This is a genomic window from Streptomyces sp. TG1A-60 (assembly GCF_037201975.1).
GTDB lineage: Bacteria > Actinomycetota > Actinomycetes > Streptomycetales > Streptomycetaceae > Streptomyces.
Genome location: NZ_CP147520.1, coordinates 4,732,158 through 4,757,517 on the forward strand (window position 1 = coordinate 4,732,158; position 25,360 = coordinate 4,757,517).

The window sequence follows — 25,360 nt, forward strand, 5'->3', positions numbered from 1 at the left end:
TGACGGATCCTGTTCGTCTTCGCACCGACGGCTCAACTGCGGCACCTACCCTGCTCTCACTCCTGTAATCAGGTCGATTCACCTGGCGCAGAGGTACAACGCCGGTGAAATCACCCCAAGTCGGCCATGAGCAGTATGGGGCGGTCCTTCCTGTCGCCGGTGCCGGAGGCATGCGGTTCGGCCTGCCGTCCTTGTCCGATCGTTCCCCGCCTTCACCCGGCCTTCCGTTCCCATGGCGTTCCCACGGCGTCCCCACGAGCCCGCGGGAACGAGAGCGGGGGAGTCGGCTGCGGTCGTCGAATCGCGAGCAGCACGGCTTCGGCCGATGCCGCTTCTGGAGGCAGCGGGTCAGGAAGCCGAACCGTCGAGCCCGAGGCGGATCACGGCGAGTGCCTCGGCGATCTCGACGGTCATCTCGTCGTCGGGGCCGAACACCATGCACATGTCCTGGTGGAGCGGTTCGAGGACCTGCCGGGCTTCGACGGCCCGGCCCTGGGCGAGCAGCAGCATCCCGATGTTGTGCCGTAGCTCCACGGCTTCCTCGCTCACGTCGCTGTCGACGGCCCGCACGACGTTCAGCACGCCCTGGAGCGCGGCGAGCGCGTCGGTGACCTGGCCGAGTTCGGCGCGGCACCGGGCCGCCTGGGCGCGGCAGGCGCGGGCCTGCTCGCCGGTGGGTCCGGCGATGCGGGCGTACGCGTCGGCGAGAGCGTCGAACTCGGGCAGGGCGGCCCGGTAGTCGCCGCCGAGGAGGCGGATCGCCGCTCGCTGGCGGCGCAGCGCCAGCACCGGCTTGCTCTCGGAGCCGAGGGCGAGGGCCGCGGGTTCGATGACCTCGCCGAGCACCTCGGCGGCCTGCGCGAACCGCTCCTCCCCCAGCAGGGCGTCGGAGTGGGCGTACGCCTCCTTGATGTCCTCGCGCAGCCGGGCGGGGACGGGCACCGGCCGGGCCCCCGGGAGGACGGCTGTCGGCGTCGAACCGCCGGGTGCGGGGGCCTGGGCGCGGGCGCGGGGCGCGAAGGGGTGACGGAACACGCCCGTCGGGTCGGGCGCGCCGGCCGGCCCGGCATCGGCCGTGCCGGGTTCTCCGCCTGGCGGGGGGAGGAACGGCAGCAGCCGCGCGTACACCTCCTGCGTGTCGGCGGGCCGTGCCTCGGGCGCCTTGCGCAGCAGGTGCAGGACCAGCTCCTCCAGCGCCTCGGGGACGTCGGGCCGCAGCCGGCGCAGCGGGGTGGGGGCGGCGTTGACGTGCTGGTACATCAGCAGGTACTCGCTGGCCGCTTCGAACGCGAGGCACCCGCTGAGGAGTTCGTGCAGCACACAGCCCAGCGCGTACAGGTCGGTCCCCGGGGTGATGCGTCCGCCCCGGACCTGCTCGGGCGACATGTACTGGTGGGTGCCGATGGGGCTGCCGGTGGCGGTCAGCTTGGTGACGTCGGTGCGCAGGATCGCCGCGATGCCGAAGTCGAGGACCTTCACCGTGCCGTCACGGGCGACGAGGATGTTGCCCGGCTTGAGGTCCCGGTGGATCACCGGCACGTCGTGCGCGTACGACAGCACGGTCGCGACCTGCGCGGCGACGGCCGCCGCCCAGCTGACCGGCAGCGGCCGGCCGGGGTCGAGATAGGCGGACAGCGGTACGCCGTCGACGAGCTCCATCACCAGGAACAGCCGCTCGTACGACGCGTCGAGCACCGCGTCGTACACCTGCGGCACGCCGGGGTGCTGGATGCGCGCGGTGATGCGGGCCTCGCGACGGAAGCGCTTGGCGAACTCCTCGGCCAACTGCGGGGAGGTGACCGACGCCTGCCGGATGAGCTTCACGGCGACGGGCCGGTCGAGCACGGCGTCGTAGCCGCGCCACACGTCGCCCATGCCGCCGTGGCTGAGCTCCTCCAGGAGTTCGTAACGGTCGGAGATCGCCTCCTGCGGCACCTTGCCCCCGGTGTGCGTGATGAACAGTCACGGTCAGGAGTCAAGTGTGACCGCTGCGTCGATCCGCCGTCCAGCGGTCGCGGTGCGACATGCCCATGCCCATGCCCATGGACATGGGCGCGCGGTGGACGACGGGCAGGAGGGCGCGGCGGCCGGTCAGCCTCCCGCAGGCAGGACGTACTCCGCCCAGACCGTCTTGCCGGGGCCGTCCCGGCGCGGGTGCCAGTCCCAGTGGTCGGCGAGGTGCTCCACCAGGAGCAGGCCGCGGCCGGTGTCGCGGAGGTCCGTGGGCGTCGCTGCGACCGGTACGACCGGTACGCCTTCGGTGCGGGTGTCGGTGACCTCGATCCGTACGGTCATGGCGTCGCGGACCAACGAGAGGTGGAAGTCGCGGCCGGAGACCCGGCCGTGCCGGACGGCGTTGGCGGCGAGCTCGGCGACGATGTGCGTCAGTGCGTGGTGCGTGTCGCAGTCATAGGGGATGCCCCACGCGTCGAGCCGCTGCCCGGCAAGACGCCGGGCGAGCCGCGCGCCGCGCGGAGTGGAGCTGAAGCGCATCGCGAAGTGGCTTGTGGGGCTGGCGGGTCGGGGGACGCGGTCGGGGGAGCGGTCTCACTGGTCATGCCCTCAACGCTCCCGGTGGTGGCGTAGCGTGACCAGTGGTGACGCACCGCCGCGTTCCGTTTGTACGCGACGGGGCGGGAGGTGTACGGGGCGCGCCGCGTGACCGGCTCGGGGCGGGCGCGTTGGGCCGGGGAACCGGGCCGGGGAGGCGGTGGAGCCGATGGAGTCGGTGGAATCGGTGGAGCAGGGCGAGGCCGAGGGCGCGCGGGAAGACGGTGGGCCCAGGCCGGAGGACGAGCCGGGGTCGGGCGTGGTGACGGCGTTCGGGCGGCAGTTGAAGCTGCTGCGGGTTCGGGCGGGCCTGGAACGACCGGAGTTCGGGAAGCTCACGGGCTACGCGGGCCAGTCGATCGCCTCCTTCGAGCAGGGCCGGCGGATTCCCCCGCCGAGGTTCATCGACCGCGCGGACGAGGTGCTGGACGCCGGGGGCGTCCTCAAGGCGCTGAAGGAGGAGGTGGGGCGGGCACAGTATCCGGCGTTCTTCCGGGACATGGCGCGGTTGGAGGCGGAGGCGGTCGAGTTGTGCGCCTACGACTCCCACGTGGTCAACGGGCTGTTGCAGACGGAGGAGTACACGCGGGCGTTGCTCGCCATGCGGCGCCCGCTGCTGAACGAGGAGACGATCGAGCTGCGGGTGGCAGCGCGACTCGCCCGGCAGGTGATCTTCGATCGCTGGCCTGCACCACTGCTCAGCTTCGTGCTCGAAGAGTCCGTGTTGCGTAAGCCTCTCGGCGGGAAGGCAGTGCTGCGAGGGCAGCTCGAACAGCTACTGCTCATCGGCCAGAAGCGCAATGTGGAGATCCAGGTCATGCCGCTCGACCGGGAGGACAACGCGGGAGTGGACGGCCCGTTCACGGTTCTTACGCGGAAGGGCGGCGAGCAGGTCACGTACATGGAGGTCCAAGGGCGCAGCAGCCTCCTGACGGACCGAGAAGAGGTGCGTCTCGCTGCCGCGCGCTATGGGATCATCCGATCGCAGGCTCTCACTCCGCGAGAGTCCCTGGGATTCATCGAGAAGTTGCTGGGAGAGCTATGAACACCGCAGGTAGCTCGGATGCCGCTCTGGAACTCGCCTGGTGCAAAAGCAGCTACAGCGGCGCCGAGGGCGGGCAGTGCGTGGAGGTCGCAGCCGCCGTGGACGCCGTACACATCCGGGACTCGAAGGTCCGATCCGGACCGGTTCTGACGGTCACCCCCGAGGCGTGGGCCGGGCTCGTCCGGCTGGCCGCCGACCAGGCCGTCTGAGCCGTACATTCGTCACCCCGGTGGGTGCCCAGTCGCACGAGCCGCTGGGCACCCACGTCGTGCAGGGTCAGCCGAGACCTGGAGTACCGGTCTGGCAGATGAGTCCGCGGGGGCGGATCCGATGCAGCGTTGCTACTTCACATCCTTGGCCAGGACGGCGACGGCGACCTTGCCGGGTCTTCGAACTTGAGCGGGGTCTGGTCTCGGGTGGCCTGCCGCACCGTCACTGACGGTCAGAAGGAGGGGAGTTGGGCCCTGGATGCAGGAAGCCCGTGGTCGTAAGTGATCATGACTGTTCTCTACGCAGCTTGATCACCTGGACACACGGGCTTGGACAACAATACGACGTTGCTGCTCGACCTGGACGGCCTGGCCGTGGCCAAGGTCGAGCGGCTCGTGGACGGCACCCGGCGCACGATCTCGTCGATCAGGGAACCGGAGTGGGTGGAGCCGTCATCGGTGACTACGCTGAGCACGGGCGGGCCTTCCCGACCCGCGCTGCGAACGCGGGCCTACTCGGAGACCTTCAGAGGATCATTCGGGAAGGTACGCCCTTGGCGTTCGACCCGAGGCTGATCCACAGGTTCCGAGCATTGCTCCTCAGTGTCCGCATTCAGTCACCGTGGTCGTCGGCACCTGGCTGGACCTCGTCGTCCCGGGTCTGGATTACTGCGGCGGCGCGGTGCAGCTCGGCGAGAACCGTGCGGACGGCATTGCGGGCGATGCGTTCGGGACGGTGCAGTACGTCGATGTGGCGGTGGGTGTGTACACCGCTGAGCGGTTTGAGGACGACCGCGGGGTGGGGACGCGCCGTCCAACGCGGCATGAGTGCCAAACCGCCGCCGGCTGCCACGACCTCGGCGACCACGGAGAATTCATTGACGCGGTGGACGATGTCGGGCCGGCGGTTCGCGGCAGTGGCGATGGCCTCGATGGTGGCCAGCAGCGGGAATCCGTCGTGCACGGTGATCCAGGGCTGATCGGCCACGTCCTGCGGGGACAGCTGGCGCCGTGCGGCCAACGGGTGGTCGATCGGTACCGCGATGTCGAGCGGTTCGCGCAGCAGCGTGGTGGCGGTCACGGTGCGCGGCCATGCCGGAGCGTGGTCGAGCCGGTGGGCGAGCACGAGGTCGTAGTCGCGGGTGAGGCGGGGGAAGTGGTTCTGGGCTACGTCCTCGTCGGCGAGCGCCAGGCGGGGGCGGCCCGGGCCGGTGAGGCCGCGCAGCAGAAGAGGGAAGAACGTGGCCGCTCCACTGTGGAAGGCGGCCACCGAGACGACGCCGTCGGGCTGTTCGACGTAGTCAGTGACGGCGTTCCGTGCTCGTGCCAGGGCGGTCTCCACCTCGATCGCGGCGTCGGCCAGTGCCTGCCCGGCCTCGGTGAGCACCACCCGGCGTCCCGCGCGCTCGGTCAGCGGCACGGGGATCGAGCGTTGCAGCAGCCGCAGTTGCTGCGAGACCGCCGAGGGCGTCACCAGCAGAGCTTCGGCGACCGCGGTGACGCTGCCGAGCTCTCTCAGTTCCCGCAGGATCCGCAGTTGTCGTGCATCCACCTCAATAGTGTAGGGCTGCTACAGCGTAGTTTCAGAGGTTGGCACTGGGCTTCAGTTTCCTGGTCGGGCAGCGTGTGGCGCATGCGTGATGCCCGCCGTACCGACCTGATACTTCTCCTCGTTGCGATCGTCTGGGGTTCCAGCTACCTGTCGGCGAAGACGGCCACCGCCGTTCTGCCGGTCCTCGTGGTGCTGTTCGCCCGGTATGCCATCTCGGCGATCGTCTGCCTCGCTCTGGTCGCCTCCCGTGGGGCGTCCCGACGCTGGACCCGCCCCGAGCTCCGCGTGGGGGCGCTGCTGGGCGTCACGCAGGCGGCGGTCCTGGTGCTGGAGACGTACGGGGTGGCACATACCAGCGCCGCCAACGCGGGCCTGATCATCAGCCTGACCATCGTGCTGACGCCGCTGCTGGACCGCACGGGTGGCAGCGGCAGGCTGCCTCTGACGTTCTTCGCGGCTGCCGGTCTGTGCGTCCTGGCCGTGGGGTTCCTTCTGTCCGGCACCGGACTGCACACCGTGCGGACCGGCGACCTGCTGATGCTCGCCGCCGCAGCGGTGCGTGCCGGACACGTCGCGCTCGTCGGTCGACTCTCCGCGGGCCGCACTCTGCGCCCGCTGCACCTCACGGCCGTCCAGTCCCTCGTCGGCTCCGCACTCTTTCTGGCACCCGCCGCGTCCAACCTGGGGACGCTGGCGCACAGCGATGCCATGACCTGGGCTCAGCTCGCTTATCTGGCTCTGTTCTGCAGCCTCTTCGCCTTCCTGGCGCAGACATGGGCGGTGCAGCGGACGTCAGCCAGCCGGGCCAGCCTCCTGCTGGGCACCGAACCGGTCTGGGCGGTCGCGGTGGGAATCGGCCTCGGCGGCGAAAGGCTCACCGTCCTGTCTGCCCTCGGTGCGTCGCTCATGGTCGCCGGAACCTATTGGGGTCAGGCCATCGAGCGCGCCCACCGCACCGGCCCGGAGCGGGACACCGCAGTCCTCATGACTGCCGACCCACCCCACGGCGCCCACCACAGCGGCGCCGCGGCAGAGCCCGTCCATTCACAGAATGGAGCGGTGGTCGCGCCTTCAGGACACAAGCTGACGAAGACGTAACCACGGTTCCCGCCCGCCAGACAAAGCCGCCGAGGAAGACCCGCCCGTGGTAACGTATCAGCCGTTACGCAACGACTGTTATGTAAAAAAGGGCGGGCGGATGCCGAGACAGGTGGACCACGAAGAGCGGCGGGAGGCGATCTCCCAAGCTGTATGGCATGTCGTCTCGGACAGCGGCCTGGAGGGCCTGACCCTGCGCGCGGTCGCCGCCGCAGCGGGCTGCACCACGGGAATGGTCACGCACTACTTCGCCGACAAGAAGGCGCTCCTGGCCCATGCCCGCACCGAGATGCACCGTCGGATGGCGGCGCGCATCGACACCCTTGCCATCGGCGAGAACGCCCGCGACACGCTGTACGCCGTGGCCGAGCAGGCCCTGCCCCTGGACGCCGAGCGGCATCTGGAGGCCGCCGTCTGGTCCCAGTTCCTCCTCAGCACCCGAAACGACCCCGCACTGCTCGCCGAGCACATCCGCAGTCACGCCTCCTGGATCAGCCGCCTGACTGGTCTGGTGCAGGCCGCCTGCCTCGACCGCCCGGAACCAGCCGACCTCCACATCCGGGTGCGCAGCCTCGTCGCCTGTCTGGACGGGCTCGCCCTGAACGCCGTGACCGACCCGGACGCCTATCCGCCCGACCTCCAGCGGCGCGTCCTGGAAACCCAGCTCGACCTGATCCTCGAACGGAACGGAAGCCTGTGACCTCGCCCGACCCCATCATCACCGCCGTGACGGCCGACGACCCGAGGATCGAGCAGCTGGTACGCGACCTCGACGCCGACCTCACGGCGCGTTACCCGGACGAGCCGTGCACCGGCGGCGCCCACATCAGCCCCGGGATCCGCTTCCTGCTCGCCGAAGCCGACGGCCGGCCGGTCGGCTGCTGCGCCGTGCAGCCCTTCCCGTTCCCGGACAGCGCCGCCGAACTGAAGCGCATGTACGTCACGCCAGAGGCGCGCGGCCGGGGCATAGCCGCTCGCCTCCTGGCCGAGGCCGAGCGCACCGCCACCGCCCTCGGCCACACCGAGATGCGCCTGGAGACGGCCGTCCACCAGCCCGAGGCCATCGCGCTGTACACCCGCGCCGGCTATGCCCTCATCCCCAACTACCCGCCCTACCAGCACAAGACGCTCAGCCGCTGCTATGCCAAGCCGCTGGCGCTGCCCGAAGCGGGGCCGGAGGACCGGGAGGAGATCACGGCCTTCCTCGCGGGCCAGGGGCTCCCGCCCCAGGACGTCCTGGCTCCCGGCACTCGTTACTGGCTCACCAGGGATGCGGCGGGGCCGGCCACGACCGTGGGCCTGGAGCGGCAGGGTCACTGCGTGCTGCTGCGCAGCGTCGCGGTCCGCCCCGATCTTCGGGGGTGCGGAGCCGCGCGGCGGCTGGTGCGGCGCGTTCTCACGGAAGCGGCCGCACAGGGCGGGCATACGGCGTACTTGTTCTCCACCGGCGCCGGACCGGTGTGGGAACGGCTGGGCTTTCGGCCGGTGCCGGTTGCCGAGGCTGCCGAGGCCCTGTCCGATGCGCCACAGGTCCGTCAGTACCGGGCGACCGGAAGTCTGACCGACGAAGCCGCATGGCGCCATGACCTCGTCGATGTCACAACGGGCAACCTGCCGCCCATGAGTGCTGACCACTCCGCCGCCGATGCCCGGCACACTGCTGCGGTCACCGGCAGATGAGACAGGCCGCTTCCGGGCTGCCGCGCCCTTTCTGGTGGTTGTGGGCAAGCATTCTGATCGGCCGCCTCGGCTCCTTCGTTGCCCCTTTCCTGGTCCTGTATCTGACGGCGGAACGCGGCTACTCAGCGAGCTTCGCCGGACTGGTCGCGGCGCTCTTCGGAGCGGGCGGCGCGGCTGCTTCTGTGGTGGGCGGCATGCTGGCCGACCGAGTGGGGCGGCGGACCACCCTGCTGGTCGCGCAGGTGACGGCGGCAGGGCTGACCTCAGCCCTGGGTTTCGCTGACCAGCCCCTGCTGATCGCTGTACTCGCTTGCGCGGCCGGCGCGGCGAGCGGAGCCTCCCGCCCGGTGGTCCAGACGGTCCTGACGGACCTGGTTCCTCCCGCAGACCGGATGCGGGCGTTCTCTCTGTATTACTGGGCCGTCAACATTGGCTTCGGCGTCGCCGCGGCGAGCGCCGGATTCATCTCCTCCTACGGATACCGGTGGCTGTTTCTCATCGAGGCGGCAGCGACGCTGCTCTCCGCGCTCGTGATCGCCGTCAGACTTCCGGAGACCATGACCGACCCGGCGGAGACCGATGGAGAAGGCGTCGATGAGAAGAGCGCCGGATTTCGGACGGTGCTGCGGGACAGGCCGTTCCTGGCAGCCGTGGGCCTGTCCTTCCTCCTGATCGTGGTGTTCCAGCAGGCGACTGCCGGGCTGCCGGTGGCCATGGACCGCGACGGCCTGACCGCGGCCCAGTACGGGCTGGTGATCAGTCTGAACGGCATCCTCATCGTCGCCCTGCAACTGCCGCTCGGCCGCAGACTCGAAGGCTCGAACCCGGGCCGTCTGCTCGTCCTGGCCGCGCTGCTGTGCGGAGGCGGCTTCGGCCTCAACGCCCTCGCCGGAGACGCGGCCGTGTACGCGATCGCCGTCGTGGTGTGGACGCTGGGGGAGATCGTGCACTCGCCGGTGAACATGGGCCTGATCGCACGGTTCTCGACAAGCACTGCCCGAGGCCGCTACCAGGGCATCCACGCGCTGTCCTGGGCCATTGCCACCATGGCCGCGCCCCTGTGCGCCGGCATCGTCATCGACCGTTTCGGCCCCGACACCTTGTGGGCCGCCTGCACGGTTCTCAGTGTCTGCGCCGCTGTCGGCTACTGGGCCCTGCTGCTGCGAGGGCCAGACCGTCACCGGCACGCACCACACCCCGGCATCCCGACCGTGCGGCCCCGGCGTGCCCCGCGGCACCCGCCCTGCTAGACGCCGCCTCACAACCCACCGACACCTCGCACCACATCCCCGGACGAGTGACAGCGTGAGCCGCAGCCCGAATCACCGTCGCCGACCTCTGCACCAGCGGGGCGGGCCTGGACACCGGCGTCGACGGCGCCAACGCCATCGACGCCTTCAACTCCGGCAAGGTGCAATGATGTACAACAGCAGCGGCGCGGCCGCCAACCGTCAAGAACGGCGCCACCCTTCTTGTACACGGTCAAGCCCTACCCCCTCTCCGGCCCCAAGTCCGCCTCCGGGCCCCTCATCGGCGGCTCGGCCCTGTGGGTCGGCGGGCCCGGCCACAGCGGCGCCGAGCAGGTCGCCTCCCGTTGTATCGATCAGCGGGCCTGCCCGAACGAACAGAGTTCCTACTGTTTCTCCCCCTGTCCGGCCACGTTCGCGTCCTGTCGTAGCCTCTGTGCATGCAGGTCATGGAGTCGGGCGGAGGTCAGCTGGCGGTAGTGCGTCCCCCGTCGGGCGGGTTCCCGCGGCACAGCCACGACGAGTACGTGATCAGCGTCAACCTCTGCGGCCTGGAGCGGGTCCGGCTGGATCGCACCTCGTTCGACGTGGGCCTGGACGAGTTCACCGTTTACAACCCCGGCCAGGTCCAGTCGTGCACCACCCAGGTCCCGCCCGAGATGTCCTTCGCGGCCGTGAGCTGGTACGTCCCGGCAACGGTGGTGGAATCGCTGACCGGCGATGCCGCAGTCGACTTCGAACGGCCCGTCGTCCGTTCTCCGCACCTACACGCCGAGTTCCTCGCTGCCGCCAGGGCATTCCGCAAGCTGGCACCGGAGGGACACCCTTCGCCCGCCGAATCCGCTGCTCTGGTTCAGGAGCGACTGGTGCTCGTGCTGTCGCGGCTGCTCGACCTGGCCGCAGGACGGCGCGCGCGTGCTCCAGAGCCCGCTGACGCCCGGATCGCCGCGGTGCTTGACCGGCTCCGCACCGACCTGTCCGGCGCGCCCCGACTGGCCGAGCTGGCCGACGAGGCAGGCATGTCCCGGGAGCATCTGATCCGGACGTTCACCCGCGCCACCGGCGCCCCGCCCTACGCCTGGCACCTGTCGGCCCGGCTGGCCGAGGGGCGGCGTCGGCTGCGTAGAGGCGAGCCCGTCGTCGACGTCGCGCACGGGCTCGGCTTCGCCGACCAGGCGCATTTCCACCGCCACTTCACCGCGGCGTACGCCATCACGCCGGGCCGGTACCGTCGGCTGTCCCAGATCAACATCTGACAAGACCGGACGGCCCGACCCCACGCACAGTGGCTGCCATGTTCGAGATCTTCATGGTGGCTATGTGGTTGGGGCTGGTGTTCAACGCGACACCAGGCGCGGTGTTCAGCGAGTCCCTGCGACGCGGGATACGGGGCGGGTTCCGCCCGGCCTTCGCGGTCCAGGTCGGCTCGCTTGTGGGCGATGCCGTGTGGGCGGTGCTCGGCCTGGCAGGCGTGGGGACGCTGTTCGCGGTGCCTGCCTTGCGCGTGCCACTCACGGTGACCGGGTGCTTGCTGCTGGCCTGGTTGGGGGCAGCGGGCCTACGCGACGCACTCGCGCGGAAGGTGCCCGGTCCGACGGCGGAGCCGTACGACAAACAGGACCGCAAGGCCATGGCTGTGGGAGCGGGCATGTCGCTGGCGAACCCATGGAACGTCGTCTACTGGTCGGGGGCGGCCGGTGGGGTGGGCGCCATCCTGGGCTCGGGCGGCACGACGAAGCTGGGCGTCTTCTTCGCCGGGTTCATGGCCTCCTCAATGCTGTGGTGCCTGATCTCGGCGGGGGTCATCGTGGTGCTACGCAGGGCGCTGCCGTCAGTGGCCATACGTGTGCTCGAAGCCTGCTGCGGTGTCTCGCTCCTGGTCTTCGCGATTCTTCAACTGTGCCGGCTCATGTGACGAGCGGTGCGCTGGGAGATGTGACGGACCGTGCGGCTACGATCCGTTCCGGTCTGCCCGGGTGTGAGAAGCCGTCGATCAACGGGAGAGTGAGGAACTCGGCCTGTACGAGGTCGAGGACCTGCTCGAAAAAGCCCTCTAGGACCCCACCTGGAAACGCTGCGGCCACACCCGCACGTGCCGAACGTTCGAATCGGTGTGATGTACGACCGCGACTGGGCTCCGCAGGGGTTGCAGGGGTTCGCGCGGGATGTCGAGGCGCTGGGAGTAGACGACCTGTGAGTGGTCGAGGACCTCGGATGGCATGGGGGGATCTCGGCACAACGCCCTGGACATCGCGGAGATCGTCCGCCAGCTGCTGGAGGAGGGATGGGAGATCGACCCGGAAGACCTGGCGCACATCTCGCCGTACCTGACCGAACACATCAACCGGTTCGGCGAGTACAGCACCCACGAACTCGGCATCCAGCCGGAAGCGTACGACCCGAAGCTGACGTCGACTTCACCCCGCTCCGTGAGCAGGGTCTGATCGCCGCCGGCCTCGGTCAGGCCGCTTGACCCAACGTTCTCGCCTATGCGGCCCTTTTTGGATCGGGATGCGGATCGGCTATGTGGTGGGCCGCAGGAAGCCGACGACGGCCTCCTTATCCATGTCGATACCCTGCTCGATCTGAGGCGGGACAGGTTCGAACGCATCCACCTGGATGGAGCGCGAGCCGGGGCCACGGGTCCAGGTGGCGATGGCCAGGCCGTCGGCGATGACGGTGGGGCGGATGAGGCCGCCTCCTGGCCAGACGCGGGTCTGGTGGAGAGCGGGGACGGACGCCTCGCGGGTGCGGTAGCCGATCAGGTAGTTGTCGTAGGCGGGCAGCATGCGAACGTCCGGGGTGTCAGACGAGCGTGGGAGTTCTTTCACCCGCCCGGCGAGCATGGTCAATGCGCCGTACTCGGTGATCACGCTTGATTCCGCCAGCATTTTCCAGGCCCTGCGGGCCCAGGTGATCGGCAGTCCGGACCAGGCGGCGAAGTCCTCCAAGGTGGCGGGGGCGTGCGCGGTCAGGTACCGGCGGGCCAGCTCGGCGAGAGCATCGTCGCCCTCCCACCGGAAGCGCCCGGTGGAGGGCAGCCAGTCGTCGAGCAGCACATACGTGGCCTCACCGGCGCGCTGCGGACCATGGCAGAGGGTGCCGGTGAGTGCTGCGTGGCGGATCAGGTAGAACGGCGCCTGCCCGTCCGGCGGAATACCGAGGGTGGTAAGGCGCTCGGTCAGCTCGGCCCGGGTGAGTGGGCCGTGCGCGGCAAGAGCACGGCGGATGAGATGGTCGGCTCGCTGGCGCAGATCATCGCCCAGGCCCAGCTGCTGGTAGCGGCGGCTGGTTGCGGCAAGGATGCGCGGGGACAGCAACTGCAACACCCAGCGGGCGTCGTTGCTGGGGATGGTGTGCAGGGTGCCGCGCATGTACCAGTTGCGGACGATGCTCCGCTCTTTCTCGTATGCCGTGCGGATGGCCTGGGCGGTGATGTCCCGGCCGCGTACCCGGATGCCCAGGTCGGCGGCCGTGGCGTCCTGGGCCTGGATGGCGAAGACCCGTCGGACGACCGTCACGGCAGAGGCCTCGCGTGCTCCGCCGGCCAGGGCCTGAGCACAGGCCCGCAGCCTGCGGATGCTCTCGTGGTCAGGCGTCGGGCTGTGCCTCTCGGCCGGCGCGGTCAGGAGACGGCCTTGTCGAGGACGCGGGCGAGTTCGGCGGGCGCGGACAGCATCGGCCAGTGCCCGGTGGGCAGGTCGAAGCGCCGCCACGGCGGCTGGTTCAGGTAGGCCAGCATCGGCACCCCGGCATCCAGCAGCCCCGTGAAGTCACGGCAGGCGACCAGGACACGGTCCCCACCGGGACCGGGCTCGGCCGGGCCGGCGAGACGCTGGGTGAAAGTGCCGAACGGCTGAGGGGTGGCACGCGAGCGCAGAGCGTCCCGCTGGCCCTCATCGAGCCCGTCGAGGCTGCTGGACAAGCCCAGGACCTCAAACGGCGGCATCGGTAGCCGCCACCCGTCGCCAGACGCGTCGACCTGCTGGCGCAGCTGGTCCGCTGCCTGCGGTGGCATGAGCTCGAGCATGCACATGCCTGCGGCGAACGGGGCGCTGTCCACGTAGATCACGCGCTCCAGCCGGTCGCCGAGACGTCCGGCTGCCCCGGTCACCGGGGCAGCCGCGTAGCTGTGGGCGACCAGCGTGACGTCGCGCAGATCGTTCCGCTCGACGAATCCCGTGATGTCCGCGATGTGCGTGTCCAGGTCCGTCTGGGGTCCGCCCTGGTCTGCGTGCTCGGCCAGGCCGGTCAGTGTCAGCGGCAGCGCCGTGTGGCCGCGCTCCTGCAGAGCGCGGGCGGTGTCTTCCCAGGCCCATGCCCCGAGCCAGGCGCCGGGAACGAGTACGAAGGTGGCCATGTGATCTCCCAGAAGTGAGGTGCTGCGGGGAGCGTAAAGTCGATACAGGACAGAATCCGCCCTGAAATGCCGAGTGATCATGTCGCATCCCGTCACCCGTGTGCTGACCCTGCTGGAACTCCTCCAGTCCAACGCCCGGCTCACCGGGACGGAGCTGGCCGACCGCCTGGACATCGACGTCCGCACCGTGCGCCGCTACACGGCCCACCTACGCGACTTGGGCATCCCTGTGGAGGCCGAACGCGGCCGCTACGGCGGCTATCGACTGGCCCGCGGCTACCGCATGCCACCTCTGGTCCTCACCAATGACGAGGCCCTCGCCGTCGTCCTTGGCCTGCTCGCGGCAGAACGTCTGGGCATGGGCACCGCCGCGCCGGCCAGTGCCGGTGCCCTGGCCAAGATCGAGCGGGTGCTCCCGCACGCCCTGCGCGAACCGCTCGCCGCCATGTGGGAGACCCTGTCCTTCACCGCCAACGCCGTAATCGGGCAGGCACCCGGAACCGGCGTCCTGCTGGCCCTGGCCCAGGCATCCCGCGCCCGCACGACCGTCGCCATCAGCCACCAGTCCTGGCGCCAGGAACACACCGAACGCGACATCGACCCCTACGGCGTGGTCTTCCACACCGGCCGCTGGTACGTCGTCGGCCACGACCACCTCCGCGACAGCTTGCGCACCTTCCGCATCGACCGCATCGCCTCCGTCACCCCCCGAGCCGACAGCTTCACCGCACCCGACGGCTTCGACCCCGTCGCCCACCTGACCTCGACCCTCGCTCAGGGGCCCTACCGCTGGCAGGTCGAGGTGACGATCCATGGCCCCCTCGATGAGATCGCTCGCCGGCTGCCTCGCTCAGCGGTGACCCTCACCGCCCAGCCCACCGGCGTTCTCATGCACGCACGGGCAGAACGGCTGGACGGCATGGCCCACATGCTCGCCTCCCTGGAGTGGCCCTTCACCATCAACCATCCCGACGAACTGCGGCAGGCGCTCAAGAATCTGGCCGCCCAGCTCACCGCAGCCGCCCAGCGGAAACCGGAAGAACTACCGCAGTAAATACCGCATTTACTGCGGCGGAGCCTCTATCGTGATCATCACGACCTGCGGCGGACCATTCCGGCCGCCGGGGCGAGGTGCACGCGTTTACTGCGGCAGTGCCGGAGGGGGGCGAGCATGGCGATCGAACCGGTGACCGAACTCGGGAGCGGGGGCGCGCTCAGGTTGCCGCGAGCCCGGGGCGTGCCCCTGTCCGCCCCGCCCGCGTCGTACACTGCGGCGGTCGAGCGCTACCTCATCGGCGCGGGCATCGCGAAGTCCTCCGCCCGGATCTACCGGATCTCGCTGACGACGTGGGGATGGATGCTCACCGGAGAACCCGCGCCGACCGGGCCCACCCGACGAGGCGCGAAACCGCCCTTCTTCCCCATCACCTCGATCGACGACCCGGCGCTGCCGGAAGTCTTGGCCGAGCTGGCCGCCGCGCGGGCGGACGAGATGGACGCCGACACCGTCAACCGTGAACTGTCCATCGCCCGCAAAGTGATCGGCTGGTGGCAGTGCCAAGGCTGGATCGAAGGCGATCCCACGATCGGCATCGAGCGGCGGCCGGCACCGCCCGACCGCACCAAGGCTCTCGCGGAGAACCAGATCGCCGCCCTGTGGCGCCTCGACGTCGCACTGCGGGAGAAGACGCAGTGGAAGATGCTCTACGAGTCCGCCGCACGGGCCGACGAGGTGCTGTGCCTCAATGTGGAAGACCTGTACCCGCAGGACAAGCGCGGGAAGATCACCGCCAAGGGCGGAGCAACCGAGTGGATTCACTGGCAGTCCGGCACCGCCCAGCTCCTGCCCCGACTCATCGCCCGCCGCACCCGCGGCCCGCTGTTCCTCACCGACCGCAAAGCCCCGGCCGGAACGCCGACGCTGGACGTGTGCCCGGAGACCGGTCGGGGCCGGCTCTCCTACCGCCGAGCTGAAGAAATCTTCGAGGAGAACACCCGGCTGCTGGCCAACCCGCTCGCCTCACCCGAGGACATTGAGGACTTGGACGGCTGGACCCTGCACCGGCTCCGGCACAGCGCTCTGACACACGACGCCGAGGACGGCACCTCGACCCCGATGCTGCTGGCCCGCTCCCGCCACGCCTCCGTCCGCTCCCTGGAGAGATACGCCCGGCACGTCGCCGAACGCGACCCCGCTGCACGCCGCCGCACGTACGAGCCGGCGGCAGGCTGGTGGGGATATCGGTCGAGCTGCTCGCCCACACCGTGTATCAGGGCGCCGACGAGATCGTGATAAGCCCGGACCTGGCCACCCGCAAAGCCGAGCTGTTGGCGCGCACCGACGCGATCACGGTGCTGGTCGGCGGGCTGGGGACGCTCGACGAGGTCACCGAAATCCTGGAACTGAAGAAGCACGGCTTGCACACCAAGCCGGTCATTGTGATGGACACCGCGGGCTTCTACGACGGGCTGCGTACCCAGCTGGCCCGAATGGAAGCCGAGGGCTTCCTTCCCCAGCCCCTGGACGAACTGGTCTTCTTCACCGAGGACGCGACCGCCGCACTCGCGTTCCTGGAGGCCGCGGGCGAGGCATCCGCCGCCTGACGCGGTCGGAAGAGGCCATCGGTACACATCTGCTCACCCGCATGGACAGGCCGGGCAGGTAGACAACCTTGCAGTCGACGTGCCTGGCGACCTTCAGGGACAGGGCGCCGATCGAGGGGGGCTGGTCCACAATCACCAGCACGTTGCCGAACGTCGCCCGGTCAGCTTGTCGAACACGGCCCGCAACTTCGGCTCGCTGGCCCATCTCAAGGCAGCGTCGTTCGATCAGGGCAATGCCCCTCTCTCCAATGATCGTCTGACGCGTCACGGTCTTGCGATCAGCCAAGGCGGGTCTTCGAACTTGAGCGTGGTCTGGTATCGGGTGGCCTGCCGCACCGTCACTGACGGTCAGAAGAAGGGGAGTTGGGCCCTGGATGCAGGAAGCCCGTGGTCGTAAGTGATCATGACTGTTCTCTACGCAGCTTGATCACCTGGACACGGGTTTGGACAACAATACGACGTTGCTGCTCGACCTGGACGGCCTAGCCGTGGCCAAGGTCGAGCGGCTCGCGGACGGCACCCGGCGGGTGCACCTGACCACCGCGGACGAGGCTGCACGGGCCTGCCCCTCCTGCGGGGTATTCGCCTTACGTGCCAAGGGCTTCGTACAGACCCGCCCACGGGATCTGCCCCACGGCGAGCGGGGACTGGAGCTGGTGTGGCGCAAGCGACGCTGGTACTGCACCGAGCCGGCCTGCCCCCGGAAGTCCTTTACCGAGCACGTGAGCCAGGTCCCGGCCGGGGCCCGGATTACCGAGAGGCTGCGGAACGCGGCCGGACGGCGGGTACGCGATGCCGGTTCCACGGTCGTCCAGGCCGCCCGGGACCTGGGCCTGTCCTGGCCCACGGTGATGCACGCCTTCCATTCCGCCGGACAGGAAGTGAGTGCCGCGGTACTCGAACCGGTCGAAGTCCTCGGTATCGATGAGACCCGCCGGGGCCGCATGCAGTGGCGGCAGAACCCGCAAACCAGCCGTTGGGAGCCCGCGGCCGACCGCTGGCACACCGGCTTCGTGGACGCCTTCGGCATCCAGGGCCTGCTCGGGCAGGTCGAGGGCCGCGCTCCCTCCGACGTGCTGGCCTGGCTCGCCACGACGCCGCTGCCCTGGCGCCGGCAGATCCGCTACGTCGCGATCGACATGTCCGTCGGCTACCGCGCTGCGATCCGCACCGGGCTGCCCCATGCCCAGGTCGTCGTCGATCACTTCCACGTGGTCCAGCTCGCCAACAAGATGCTGAACATCGTCCGGCGGCGGACCACTGCCACCCTGCGCGGCCGGCGGGGACGGGCATCCGACCCGGAATGGAAAGCCCGGCGTCGACTCCTGCGAAACCGCGAGGACCTCACCGACGCCCAGTTCAGCACGATGTGGAACGCGCTGATCGGCGCCGGGACGATCGGGATGACGCTGCTGACCGCCTGGATCGCCAAGGAACGACTGCGGGACCTGCTCGCCTGCGCCCGCACCGGCGCCGACCGCCACCGCATCGGCCACCTGCGGTTCAAGTTCCTGACCTGGTGCGCGGACTCCGAGATCCCCGAAGTCCGCCAACTGGCCGTCACAGTGGACCGCTGGTGGCCCGAGATCGCCGCATTCATCGCCACCGGACACAGCAACGCCAAAAGCGAAGGCATCAACCGCGTGATCAAGCTCGTCGCCCGCGCCGCCCACGGCTTCCGCAACCCCACCAACCAACGCCTACGCACACGCTGCGTCACCACCCGGCGAGCCCGTGGACACCTCTACCCCGCCTAACTTCGAAGACCCACCTTGCCCACCACCGTCGTCAGGACGTAGTTGGTCGAGCTACTGAAAGCGACACCTACGCCGGCTGGAATCGCCTTGGCCATAGCCTTCTGGGTGAAGGTGATGGACACCCGCTTGAACAACTGCTTGATCGTGATCAAGGCGGGACCTTTCAGGTACTGGTAGACCAGCTTCTCGGCGATCTTCTGGACCGCTGCCTTGCCGCCCTTCGTCGCCATCTGTTCTGCCGAACCCGCCAACGCGAGCATGAAGGCGAGGTGCTTCTTGTCCTCACTGCTCAGCTCGGTCTCGTACACCTCGACCAGGCACATGCACATGTCGATCTGGAGCTTGAGTGCCGCGGCGATATCAGTGACACCGCCGCCCAAGACTGCGACCGCCGTCCCGACGCCCGGAATCACGCTCGGGGCTGCGGTGACCGCCCCAGCGGCTGCCGAGAGTTTGGAGTACCGGCCAATGATCTTGTTGGCGACCCGGCGCTTGTCCTCCAGGCTCTCGGGCTCCCGCTTGAACTTGGCCTCGAAAGTCGCCCGGTAACCGCCCACGAGCTTGGTGGCCGCCTCCGGTGTGATGGCGATCCCCTCGACGACCTTCTGGAGCCGAGACGCTTCGGGCTCGTCCGCTGCGTGGTCCATTGTTTCCCTCCAGATTCGTTGCACCTCACGAAGAGGACAACTTGCCCTGCGCACAGTCTCGATGTCCTTCAAGGGCGCCCAGGCCGGCACATCCAGCCGGGGCGTACGGATCAGACGTCGTCGTCCAGGCCCTCCTCGCGGCGGATCATCCGCCAGGCGGCCTTGCGGGCGCTGCGGTCCAGGCTGGACTTGAAGCCCTTGTCGGGGCCGAAGTACTGGCGGCCCATGCCCGCGATGGTGTCGATGTGGTCGGCCATCTTGTCCGCGAAGACGTTGTCGAAGACGAGGCCGAAGTTGTCCTCGTCGTTGACGACGGCCGCCGCCCGCACCTTCGGGTCGGCCTTGGCCTCCTCGAACGGGCGGATGACGTCCTGCTCGGTGAACTCCGTGCCGAAGCGTTCGTTGAACTTGTCGATCAACTGCGAGAGCAGCGACTTCTCGGCTTCCTTCGCACCGCCCGAGCCGTCACCGAAGCCCTGCATCGTCGTCGGCCCCTCGGCGGTGAGGGAGACGTCGTACTCGCCGGTCTTCTCCACCCGCATGTGGCTGAGGTCGACCTCGCCTATGTCCACGCCGCCGTCCGCCCGGCGCGGCAGCCGGTTGAGGAGGTAGCGGCCGTAGAGGTGCAGCCGCTCCAGCTCGGCGTCCCGGTAGGGGACGATCTGCGCGAGGAAGCCGTACTTCCTGACGTAGTCGTTGAGGTCGGCGCGGAAACCCTCCGCCGTCTCCTGGTCGTCCTCGTCCTCGCTTTCGAGCAGGTGCGTGAAGCGGGCTACGGCGGGGGACAGCAGCCGGTACAGCTCGGCGTGCAGCTTCTCCCACTTGGACTGTGAGCCTGCCGCTTTTTCCTTGGCGGCGAAGTACGCGGCGGCGAACTCGTCCATCTCCTGTCCGGACAGGATCGGCGCCCGCATGACCCGGCTCTGCGCGGTGTAGAGCAGGTTGGGGTCGGAGGGGAGGGTGTTCGCCTCCTCGAAGTACGGGCGGAAGGACTCCTGTATGTCCTCGGCGTCGTTGACGAAGTCCAGGACCGCCAGGTCCGCCTGGGTCTTGCGCTCGGCGGTCCGGTTCAGCCGGGACAGGGTCTGGACGGCGGAGATGCCGGTCAGCGTCTTGTTGACGTACATCGTCGTCAGCAGCGGCTGGTCGAATCCGGTCTGGTACTTCTCCGCCACGACCAGGATCTTGTACTCCCGCTGGCCCGCACCGCCGGCTCGGGCGGTCTTGTCGTCGGCGCGCGTGTACGCGAACGCCTTCGGCAGCGCGCTCTCCGACAGCCCGCCGTTCTCCTTCGGCTCGGTGGTCTCCTCGCCGTCGACGGTGAGCGAGCCGGAGAACGCGACCAGGACACCCAGGTCGGGGTACTTGGTGTCGTAGTCCCGGTCCTTGATGTAGCTCTTGATCGCGCGCGCCATCTGCACGGCGGACTGCCGCGAGGCGGTCACCACCATCGACTTGGCCCGCCCGCCGAGGCGGCCCCGGCTGTGCGCCACGAAGTGCTCCACGATCACCTGGGCGTGCTGGGCGACCGTCGAGTCATGGGTCAGCGCGTACCGGGCGAGCAGGCCGTTCGCCTTCGACGGGTCGACCTCCCGCTCGTCGGGGTTCTGGTTCACCAGCTTCCAGTACGTGTTGTACGTGACGTAGTTGCGCAGCGGGTCGAGGATGAAGTTCTCCTCGATCGCCTGCCGCATGGAGTACGTGTGGAAGGGCCGGTAGGTCGCCTTGCCCTCGATGTCCTGGAGCGTGCCGAAGAGTTCGAGGGTCTTGGCCTTCGGCGTGGCGGTGAACGCGAAGTAGGAGAGGTTCGCGGCGCGGGAACGCTGCTCGGCCCTCTTCTTCAGCTGCTCGTCGAGGGTGGCAGTCGCCGGGGCCTTGACGGTGGTCGCGCCCGCGTCGTCCGAGTCGGAGTCCAGGCCGAGGTCGCGCAGGGCGGCCCGTACGGCGGTGGCGGCGTCGCCGGACTGCGAGGAGTGCGCCTCGTCCACGATGATCGCGAAGTGGCTGCCCTGGATCTCGGTGGGGTTGCGCTGGAGGTAGTCCAGCAGCGCCGGGAAGGAGTGCAGGGTGACGGTGACGATCTTCCCGGTGTCGCGGGAGAGGGCCTTGGCGAGCTGCTCGCCCTTCGCCCCGTGCTTCTCGTCGATCTTCACGACAAGGCCCGCGGTCTGCTCGAAATTGCCGACCGTTTCCCGGAGTTGCGCGTCCAGGTTGCGGCGGTCGGCGATCACGATGACCTTGTCGAAGACCGGCACGCCCGGCTTGAGGCCCTTGGTCACGGCCTCGGGGCCGAGTTCGCGCGGGTCGGTGGGGGTGTGCAGGTCGCTGAGGCGGTGCGCGAGCCAGCCGATGGTGTTCGACTTGCCCGAGCCGGCCGAGGCCATGACCAGGTAGTCGTGGCCCGCGCCGTGCGTTGCGGCGTGCGCGGTGAGCTTCTTGACCGCGTCCCATTGCTGGAACCGGGGGAAGACCATCGTCTTCGTCGTGCCCCCGCCGGGCGTCTTGCTCTTGTGCAGGTGCACGAACCGCTGGAGCAGGTCCAGCCAGTTGTCCGGCTGCCAGACCTGCTCCCAGAGGTAGGAGGTCGCGTACGTGCCGTAGGCGGTCGGGGCCGGGTTGCCTGCGCCGCCCGGCTGGCCGGGGCCGTTGGAGCCGGTGTTGAACGGGAGGAAGCGGGTCTTCTCGCCCTTGAGCTGGGTGGCGACGAAGACCAGGTCCGGGTCGACGGCGAAGTTCGCGACGACGCGGCGCATGAAGATCAGCTCGGTGGGGTCGCGGTCGGTGCGGTACTGCTCCTTGGCCTTTTCCACCCCCTGCTTGGTCAGCGGGTTCTTCAACTCGGCTGTGGCGACGGGGATTCCGTTGAGGAAGAGGGTGAGGTCGAGCTTGTTGCCCCAGTCGGCCTGCTTCGTCGCGTACACGAGTTCCCGGACGACGGTGAGACGGTTGGCCCGGTAGCCGTCGAGCACGGAGTCGTGGGCGACGAGGTTGGGCTTGAAGTACGCGACGCGGAGCAGGACACCCCGGTCCTTGACGCCGTTGCGGAGGACATCGAGGAGCCCGTCGGTGGCGATGGCCTGGTCCAGGCGGCCGGCGAACCCGCGCTGCGCCTCGTTCGGGTCGCCGCCGTAGACGGTGAGCAGCTCACTCCACTCGTCGGGCTGGGTCTCCCGGATGAAGGTGAACAACTCGTCGGGGTCCAGGCCGAGATCGGCCCGGTAGTCCTGCGGGCGCGCCTCGCGCCAGCCGAGCTCGACCATGGCGGCGACTACGGCGTCACCGAAGGCGGACTCCGTGTGGATCGGGCTCATGGCTACGCGCTCACTCCGTCCGTTACGTTGCGCCCGCTGGCGGTGGTTACGTCCAGCTGACCGGTCACGGCTGCGGTGATGAGGGCTTGGCGGCGTTCAGCCAGAAGGCTGAGGGCTTGCTGTGTTGCGCGCCCCGACGCACGCAGACGTGATGCAGCTTGGTCAAGCCGGTCGATAACGACCCGTTGATGTGCGGCCGGTGGAACGGCGATCGAAAAGTTCTTCAGGAAGTCGTTGTTGATGATGGGGAGAGTCGTATAGGGGGCCAGTTCCCTGAGCTCATCCGTGGCCGCCCATAGCTGCCACGCCAGAAAACGGCCCATCATGCCCGGTTTCGGAATTAGTGCCGTGATCTGCTGGTTGCCGGTGCCTTCGTGATCCAGGTAGGCAACCTTTCCAGCTGTTGCACCGATCCCGATAACCAAGACACTTCCGCTCGGGAATCGCGGAACGACTCTTTCAGTTATGGCGCTTTGCGGTAGGTACTTCACGGAAGGACTCAGTTCGAGGAGCCCTTCAATGTTGGATGGCCCATACCAAGGCACTGCCTCGGTTCGGGTACCTCCATCCATCTCCATCCAGATCTCGGTATTGTCGCTAGACGGTGTCGTCCCTGTCTTGAGCGACGTGAGCGTTCGACGCAACTGCTGTGTGGACCAGCCGTCAGGAAGCGTACCGAACCTGAGTGCCGTACGACCCGTAACCGACTTGGTGAGCGATTCAAATCGCTCACGCATAAGTTCAGATTGGCGGTGTCGACGCGCAACGAGGTTATCGATGTGGGCGGCCTCGGCGTCGAGGAAGTCGGCGATGCGGCGCTGCTCCTCCAGGACGGGTAGCTCCACCGGGAGGTCCCGCAGGAAGGCGTCCGGCACGCGCTGCTGTCCTGCCACGCCGTACATCTCAGCCGCCCCAAGTTTGAGGAAACTGTGCGTGTTGACGACGTAAAAGAGGAAGCGGGGGTCGATTCGCGGCCCGGGACGCACCACATGGAGTTCGGTCGTGCCCGCACCCACCCCGCCGAGAAGTCCGCCGATGAGTACGGCACGACCAGCCTCAAACGTTGGCGTGATCTTCGGAACCAGCACATCGCCATCTTGGAACCGCGTGTAGCCAGTAGCGACGACTGCTTTAATTCGGCGCAGTTTGATGTCCAGGCGACTCCCGGGCCAGACCGCTTCCATGGGCAGAAATGTCAGCTCGTCCTCATCTGCCAGTCGGTCGAATGCGGGGGTGGGCGGGTTAACCTGCGCCAGATGACGAAGTCGTACGGTCGTCATTCCGTCACCTCACCCAGCAGCGCCTGAATCTCCGCCTCCAGCGACTTCAACTCCGCGTCGATCTCCGCCAGCGGCCTCGGCGGCTTGTACACGTAGAAGTGCCGCGTGAACGGGATCTCGTAGCCGGTCTTCGTCTTCGTGTGGTCGATCCACGCGTCCGGGACGTGCGGCAGCACCTCGCGCTTGAGGTAGTCCTCGACGTCCTCGCCGAGCGGAACGTTCTCGTAGTCCCGCAGGTCCGTGTCCGGCTCCGGCTCGCCCTTGACCTTCTGGACCTCACCCTCCGGGTGACGGACGCCGATCGTCTCCCGTACCGCCTTCGCGAACGGCGCTCCCGAGGGCCACGTCAGGCCGGCCGCGACCACCGCGTCCTTGAGCGCGATGAACGCCTCGGACCTCGTCGTCCAGGACGAGCCGAGCAACGTACGCACCGCCCCGACGAATTCCTCGCTCCGCTCCAGCTTCGCGACTGGCTTGGCCTCCGCGAGCGCCGCCAACGTCTCGTCCGTCACCTCGAAGCGCAGCTTCAAGGGGCGTTCGACGGTGATCCGCTGGTACCCGAAGTCCTCGTTCCAGAAGACCTTCACCTTGCCGTGCAGCGGGTGCTCGGGGTCCTTGGCGACCTGGACGGCCTCCGCGTACAGCCGGGTGATGTCCCCGATGTGGTCGGGGCGGCCGTTCGTCCCGTCGCCGAGTTCCTTGCGCTTGTCGCCGAGGGACTTGCGCATCTTCTGCCACTGGTCGCGCGCGTCGAGCAGGACGACCTTGCCCTTGTGGTCGGCGTCCTTGCGGTTGGTCAGGATCCAGAAGTACGTCGAGATGCCGGTGTTGTAGAAGAGCTGGTCCGGGAGGGCGACGACCGCCTCCAGCCAGTCGTTCTCCAGGATCCAGCGGCGGATGTTGGACTCGCCGGACTCGGCCGCGCCCGTGAACAGCGGGGAGCCGTTGAAGACGATGGCGATGCGGGAGCCGCCCCCGCCGTTCACGTTCACCGGCTTCATCTTCGAGATCATGTGCTGGAGGAAGAGCAGCGAGCCGTCGTTGATGCGCGGCAGGCCCGCGCCGAAGCGGCCGGCGTCGCCGAGCGACCTGTGCTCGTACTCGACCTCCTCCCTGACCTTCTTCCACTCCACGCCGAACGGCGGGTTGGCGAGGACGTAGTCGAACCTGCGGCGGGCGTGGCCGTCGTCGGAGAAGGAGTTGCCGAAGCGGATGTTCTCCGGGTCCTGGCCCTTGATCATGAGGTCGGAGCGGCAGATCGCCCAGGACTCGGGGTTGAGCTCCTGCCCGTACACCTCGACAGTGGCGTCCGGGTTGAGGGCCTTGATGCGGTCGTCGGCGGCGCTGAGCATGCCGCCCGTGCCGCAGGCCGGGTCCATGACCGTACGGACGACACCCGGCAGGCTGAGGGCGTCCGCGTCCGGCGCCACCAGCAGGCTGACCATCAGCTTGATGACCTCGCGCGGGGTGAAGTGCTCACCCGCGGTCTCGTTCGACTGCTCGGCGAAGCGGCGGATCAACTCCTCGAAGATGTAGCCCATGTTGTGGTTGGGCACGACATCGGGGTGCAGGTCGAGGTCGGTGAACCTGCCGATGACCTGGTAGAGCAGGTTCGCGTTGTCGAGCTTCCGGACCTGCTGGTTGAACTCGTACTTGTCGAGGACCTCGCGGGCGTTGTCGGAGAAGGCGCCGACGTAGATCTGCAGGTTCTTCGCCGCGTTCTGCGGGTCGGCCGCGATCTTCCGCAGCGTGAGGTCGCTCTTGTTGTAGAAGGAGTGGCCCGAGGCCCTGCGCAGGAAGTGGCCGGTGTCGATGTCCTGGCCCGCGAACCCGGCGGCGGTCTCGACGACCTTGTCGCGCGTCGGCTCAAGGACGCACTCCAGGCGGCGCAGCACGGTGAACGGCAGGATGACCTTGCCGTAGTCGGACTGCTTGTAGTCGCCGCGCAGGAGATCGGCGACGGACCAGGCGTGGTTCGCCAGCTCCGTGTGCTTGCTGCTGTTCAAGAGGTCCCGGCTTC

22 protein-coding genes and 3 pseudogenes are annotated in these 25,360 nt (G+C 68.6%); 15 read left to right on the forward strand and 10 right to left on the reverse strand.

Features of this window, described 5'->3' with window-relative positions:
• Window positions 1-348: 348 nt before the first annotated feature.
• The gene (locus WBG99_RS20540; protein ID WP_338897689.1) at window positions 349-1,935 is read right to left on the reverse strand and encodes a serine/threonine-protein kinase; all 1,587 of its coding nucleotides are present in this window, start codon (window positions 1,933-1,935) and stop codon (window positions 349-351) included.
• A 156-nt stretch (window positions 1,936-2,091) separates the two neighbouring features.
• The gene (locus tag WBG99_RS20545) at window positions 2,092-2,493 is read right to left on the reverse strand and encodes an ATP-binding protein (protein WP_338897690.1); all 402 of its coding nucleotides are present in this window, start codon (window positions 2,491-2,493) and stop codon (window positions 2,092-2,094) included.
• Window positions 2,494-2,719: 226 nt separating this feature from the next.
• Between WBG99_RS20545 and WBG99_RS20550 the strand changes: the two genes are divergently transcribed.
• From WBG99_RS20550 to WBG99_RS20560, 3 genes are all read left to right on the forward strand, one after another.
• On the forward strand, window positions 2,720-3,595 hold the full coding sequence (locus tag WBG99_RS20550) for a helix-turn-helix transcriptional regulator (protein WP_338897691.1): 876 nt from the start codon (window positions 2,720-2,722) through the stop codon (window positions 3,593-3,595).
• On the forward strand, window positions 3,592-3,804 hold the full coding sequence (locus WBG99_RS20555; protein ID WP_338897692.1) for a DUF397 domain-containing protein: 213 nt from the start codon (window positions 3,592-3,594) through the stop codon (window positions 3,802-3,804). Before WBG99_RS20550 ends, WBG99_RS20555 begins: the two co-directional genes overlap by 4 nt.
• Window positions 3,805-4,134: 330 nt before the next feature.
• Complete coding sequence (locus tag WBG99_RS20560) at window positions 4,135-4,380, forward strand: hypothetical protein (protein ID WP_338897693.1); 246 nt, start codon at window positions 4,135-4,137, stop codon at window positions 4,378-4,380.
• A 37-nt stretch (window positions 4,381-4,417) separates the two neighbouring features.
• On the opposite strand, the gene WBG99_RS20565 is transcribed toward WBG99_RS20560, so the two are convergent.
• Window positions 4,418-5,356, reverse strand: a complete 939-nt coding sequence (locus WBG99_RS20565; RefSeq protein ID WP_338897694.1) for a LysR family transcriptional regulator — start codon at window positions 5,354-5,356, stop codon at window positions 4,418-4,420.
• An 81-nt stretch (window positions 5,357-5,437) separates the two neighbouring features.
• Between WBG99_RS20565 and WBG99_RS20570 the strand changes: the two genes are divergently transcribed.
• From WBG99_RS20570 to WBG99_RS20605, 8 genes and pseudogenes are all read left to right on the forward strand, one after another.
• The gene (locus tag WBG99_RS20570; protein WP_338897695.1) at window positions 5,438-6,454 is read left to right on the forward strand and encodes a DMT family transporter; all 1,017 of its coding nucleotides are present in this window, start codon (window positions 5,438-5,440) and stop codon (window positions 6,452-6,454) included.
• A gap of 100 nt (window positions 6,455-6,554) precedes the next feature.
• Window positions 6,555-7,154: a TetR family transcriptional regulator C-terminal domain-containing protein gene (locus tag WBG99_RS20575; protein WP_338897696.1), complete on the forward strand. Its 600-nt coding sequence runs from the start codon at window positions 6,555-6,557 to the stop codon at window positions 7,152-7,154.
• On the forward strand, window positions 7,151-8,134 hold the full coding sequence (locus tag WBG99_RS20580; protein ID WP_338897697.1) for a GNAT family N-acetyltransferase: 984 nt from the start codon (window positions 7,151-7,153) through the stop codon (window positions 8,132-8,134). The genes WBG99_RS20575 and WBG99_RS20580 overlap by 4 nt, the downstream gene beginning before the upstream one ends.
• On the forward strand, window positions 8,131-9,384 hold the full coding sequence (locus WBG99_RS20585) for an MFS transporter (protein WP_338897698.1): 1,254 nt from the start codon (window positions 8,131-8,133) through the stop codon (window positions 9,382-9,384). The genes WBG99_RS20580 and WBG99_RS20585 overlap by 4 nt, the downstream gene beginning before the upstream one ends.
• Window positions 9,385-9,821: 437 nt before the next feature.
• Window positions 9,822-10,637, forward strand: a complete 816-nt coding sequence (locus WBG99_RS20590; RefSeq protein ID WP_338897699.1) for an AraC family transcriptional regulator — start codon at window positions 9,822-9,824, stop codon at window positions 10,635-10,637.
• A gap of 38 nt (window positions 10,638-10,675) precedes the next feature.
• Entirely contained in the window at window positions 10,676-11,296 is a 621-nt protein-coding gene (locus tag WBG99_RS20595; protein WP_338897700.1) for a LysE family transporter, read from the forward strand.
• Between the two features lie 177 nt (window positions 11,297-11,473).
• Window positions 11,474-11,575: pseudogene (locus tag WBG99_RS20600) on the forward strand (5,10-methylene tetrahydromethanopterin reductase); the annotation flags it as partial.
• 25 nt (window positions 11,576-11,600) lie between these two features.
• The gene (locus tag WBG99_RS20605) at window positions 11,601-11,825 is read left to right on the forward strand and encodes a Tn3 family transposase (RefSeq protein ID WP_338897701.1); all 225 of its coding nucleotides are present in this window, start codon (window positions 11,601-11,603) and stop codon (window positions 11,823-11,825) included.
• A gap of 78 nt (window positions 11,826-11,903) precedes the next feature.
• Here the strand turns inward: WBG99_RS20605 and WBG99_RS20610 are convergent, their stop codons facing one another.
• Together WBG99_RS20610 and WBG99_RS20615 are read right to left on the reverse strand one after the other, a co-directional pair.
• On the reverse strand, window positions 11,904-12,902 hold the full coding sequence (locus WBG99_RS20610) for a winged helix DNA-binding domain-containing protein (RefSeq protein ID WP_338897702.1): 999 nt from the start codon (window positions 12,900-12,902) through the stop codon (window positions 11,904-11,906).
• Between the two features lie 104 nt (window positions 12,903-13,006).
• Window positions 13,007-13,741 (reverse strand): alpha/beta fold hydrolase, encoded by a 735-nt coding sequence (locus WBG99_RS20615; protein ID WP_338897703.1) that lies wholly within the window; start codon window positions 13,739-13,741, stop codon window positions 13,007-13,009.
• Between the two features lie 79 nt (window positions 13,742-13,820).
• On the opposite strand from WBG99_RS20615, the gene WBG99_RS20620 reads away from it, so the two are divergent.
• The 3 genes and pseudogenes from WBG99_RS20620 to WBG99_RS20630 form a co-directional block, all read left to right on the forward strand.
• On the forward strand, window positions 13,821-14,795 hold the full coding sequence (locus WBG99_RS20620) for a YafY family protein (protein WP_338897704.1): 975 nt from the start codon (window positions 13,821-13,823) through the stop codon (window positions 14,793-14,795).
• A 117-nt stretch (window positions 14,796-14,912) separates the two neighbouring features.
• Window positions 14,913-16,034, forward strand: a complete 1,122-nt coding sequence (locus tag WBG99_RS20625; protein ID WP_338897705.1) for a site-specific integrase — start codon at window positions 14,913-14,915, stop codon at window positions 16,032-16,034.
• Window positions 15,959-16,345 (forward strand): annotated as a pseudogene (locus tag WBG99_RS20630) (LOG family protein); the annotation flags it as partial. The gene WBG99_RS20625 and the pseudogene WBG99_RS20630, both read left to right, overlap by 76 nt.
• A gap of 40 nt (window positions 16,346-16,385) precedes the next feature.
• Here the strand turns inward: WBG99_RS20630 and WBG99_RS20635 are convergent.
• Window positions 16,386-16,543 (reverse strand): annotated as a pseudogene (locus WBG99_RS20635) (IS110 family transposase); the annotation flags it as partial.
• A 245-nt stretch (window positions 16,544-16,788) separates the two neighbouring features.
• Here WBG99_RS20635 and WBG99_RS20640 point away from each other — a divergent pair.
• Window positions 16,789-18,102, forward strand: coding sequence for an ISL3 family transposase (locus WBG99_RS20640; RefSeq protein ID WP_338897706.1), 1,314 nt, complete (start codon window positions 16,789-16,791; stop codon window positions 18,100-18,102).
• Here WBG99_RS20640 and WBG99_RS20645 read toward each other — a convergent pair.
• From WBG99_RS20645 to WBG99_RS20660, 4 genes are all read right to left on the reverse strand, one after another.
• A complete protein-coding gene (locus WBG99_RS20645) occupies window positions 18,099-18,749 on the reverse strand; it encodes a hypothetical protein (protein ID WP_338897707.1) in 651 nt (216 codons plus the stop codon). The genes WBG99_RS20640 and WBG99_RS20645 overlap by 4 nt on opposite strands.
• 110 nt (window positions 18,750-18,859) lie before the next feature.
• Window positions 18,860-22,060 carry a type I restriction endonuclease gene (locus WBG99_RS20650; protein ID WP_338897708.1) on the reverse strand — a complete coding sequence of 1,067 codons (3,201 nt, stop codon included), beginning with the start codon at window positions 22,058-22,060 and terminating at the stop codon, window positions 18,860-18,862.
• Window positions 22,061-22,062: 2 nt separating this feature from the next.
• The gene (locus WBG99_RS20655) at window positions 22,063-23,340 is read right to left on the reverse strand and encodes a restriction endonuclease subunit S (RefSeq protein WP_338897709.1); all 1,278 of its coding nucleotides are present in this window, start codon (window positions 23,338-23,340) and stop codon (window positions 22,063-22,065) included.
• Window positions 23,337-25,346: a class I SAM-dependent DNA methyltransferase gene (locus WBG99_RS20660; protein ID WP_338897710.1), complete on the reverse strand. Its 2,010-nt coding sequence runs from the start codon at window positions 25,344-25,346 to the stop codon at window positions 23,337-23,339. Before WBG99_RS20660 ends, WBG99_RS20655 begins: the two co-directional genes overlap by 4 nt.
• Between the last annotated feature and the right edge of the window lie 14 nt (window positions 25,347-25,360).

Excerpts from the sequence above, each read along its gene's own strand:
- WBG99_RS20545 (WP_338897690.1), bottom strand. The coding sequence starts at position 2,493 with ATGCGCTTCAGCTCCACTCCGCGCGGCGCGCGGCTCGCCCGGCGTCTT.
- WBG99_RS20550 (WP_338897691.1), top strand. The coding sequence starts at position 2,720 with ATGGAGTCGGTGGAATCGGTGGAGCAGGGCGAGGCCGAGGGCGCGCGG.
- WBG99_RS20555 (WP_338897692.1), top strand. The coding sequence starts at position 3,592 with ATGAACACCGCAGGTAGCTCGGATGCCGCTCTGGAACTCGCCTGGTGC.
- WBG99_RS20570 (WP_338897695.1), top strand. The coding sequence starts at position 5,438 with ATGCGTGATGCCCGCCGTACCGACCTGATACTTCTCCTCGTTGCGATC.
- WBG99_RS20575 (WP_338897696.1), top strand. The coding sequence starts at position 6,555 with ATGCCGAGACAGGTGGACCACGAAGAGCGGCGGGAGGCGATCTCCCAA.
- WBG99_RS20585 (WP_338897698.1), top strand. The coding sequence starts at position 8,131 with ATGAGACAGGCCGCTTCCGGGCTGCCGCGCCCTTTCTGGTGGTTGTGG.
- WBG99_RS20590 (WP_338897699.1), top strand. The coding sequence starts at position 9,822 with ATGCAGGTCATGGAGTCGGGCGGAGGTCAGCTGGCGGTAGTGCGTCCC.
- WBG99_RS20595 (WP_338897700.1), top strand. The coding sequence starts at position 10,676 with ATGTTCGAGATCTTCATGGTGGCTATGTGGTTGGGGCTGGTGTTCAAC.
- WBG99_RS20605 (WP_338897701.1), top strand. The coding sequence starts at position 11,601 with ATGGGGGGATCTCGGCACAACGCCCTGGACATCGCGGAGATCGTCCGC.
- WBG99_RS20615 (WP_338897703.1), bottom strand. The coding sequence starts at position 13,741 with ATGGCCACCTTCGTACTCGTTCCCGGCGCCTGGCTCGGGGCATGGGCC.
- WBG99_RS20620 (WP_338897704.1), top strand. The coding sequence starts at position 13,821 with ATGTCGCATCCCGTCACCCGTGTGCTGACCCTGCTGGAACTCCTCCAG.
- WBG99_RS20625 (WP_338897705.1), top strand. The coding sequence starts at position 14,913 with ATGGCGATCGAACCGGTGACCGAACTCGGGAGCGGGGGCGCGCTCAGG.
- WBG99_RS20645 (WP_338897707.1), bottom strand. The coding sequence starts at position 18,749 with ATGGACCACGCAGCGGACGAGCCCGAAGCGTCTCGGCTCCAGAAGGTC.
- WBG99_RS20650 (WP_338897708.1), bottom strand. The coding sequence starts at position 22,060 with ATGAGCCCGATCCACACGGAGTCCGCCTTCGGTGACGCCGTAGTCGCC.
- WBG99_RS20655 (WP_338897709.1), bottom strand. The coding sequence starts at position 23,340 with ATGACGACCGTACGACTTCGTCATCTGGCGCAGGTTAACCCGCCCACC.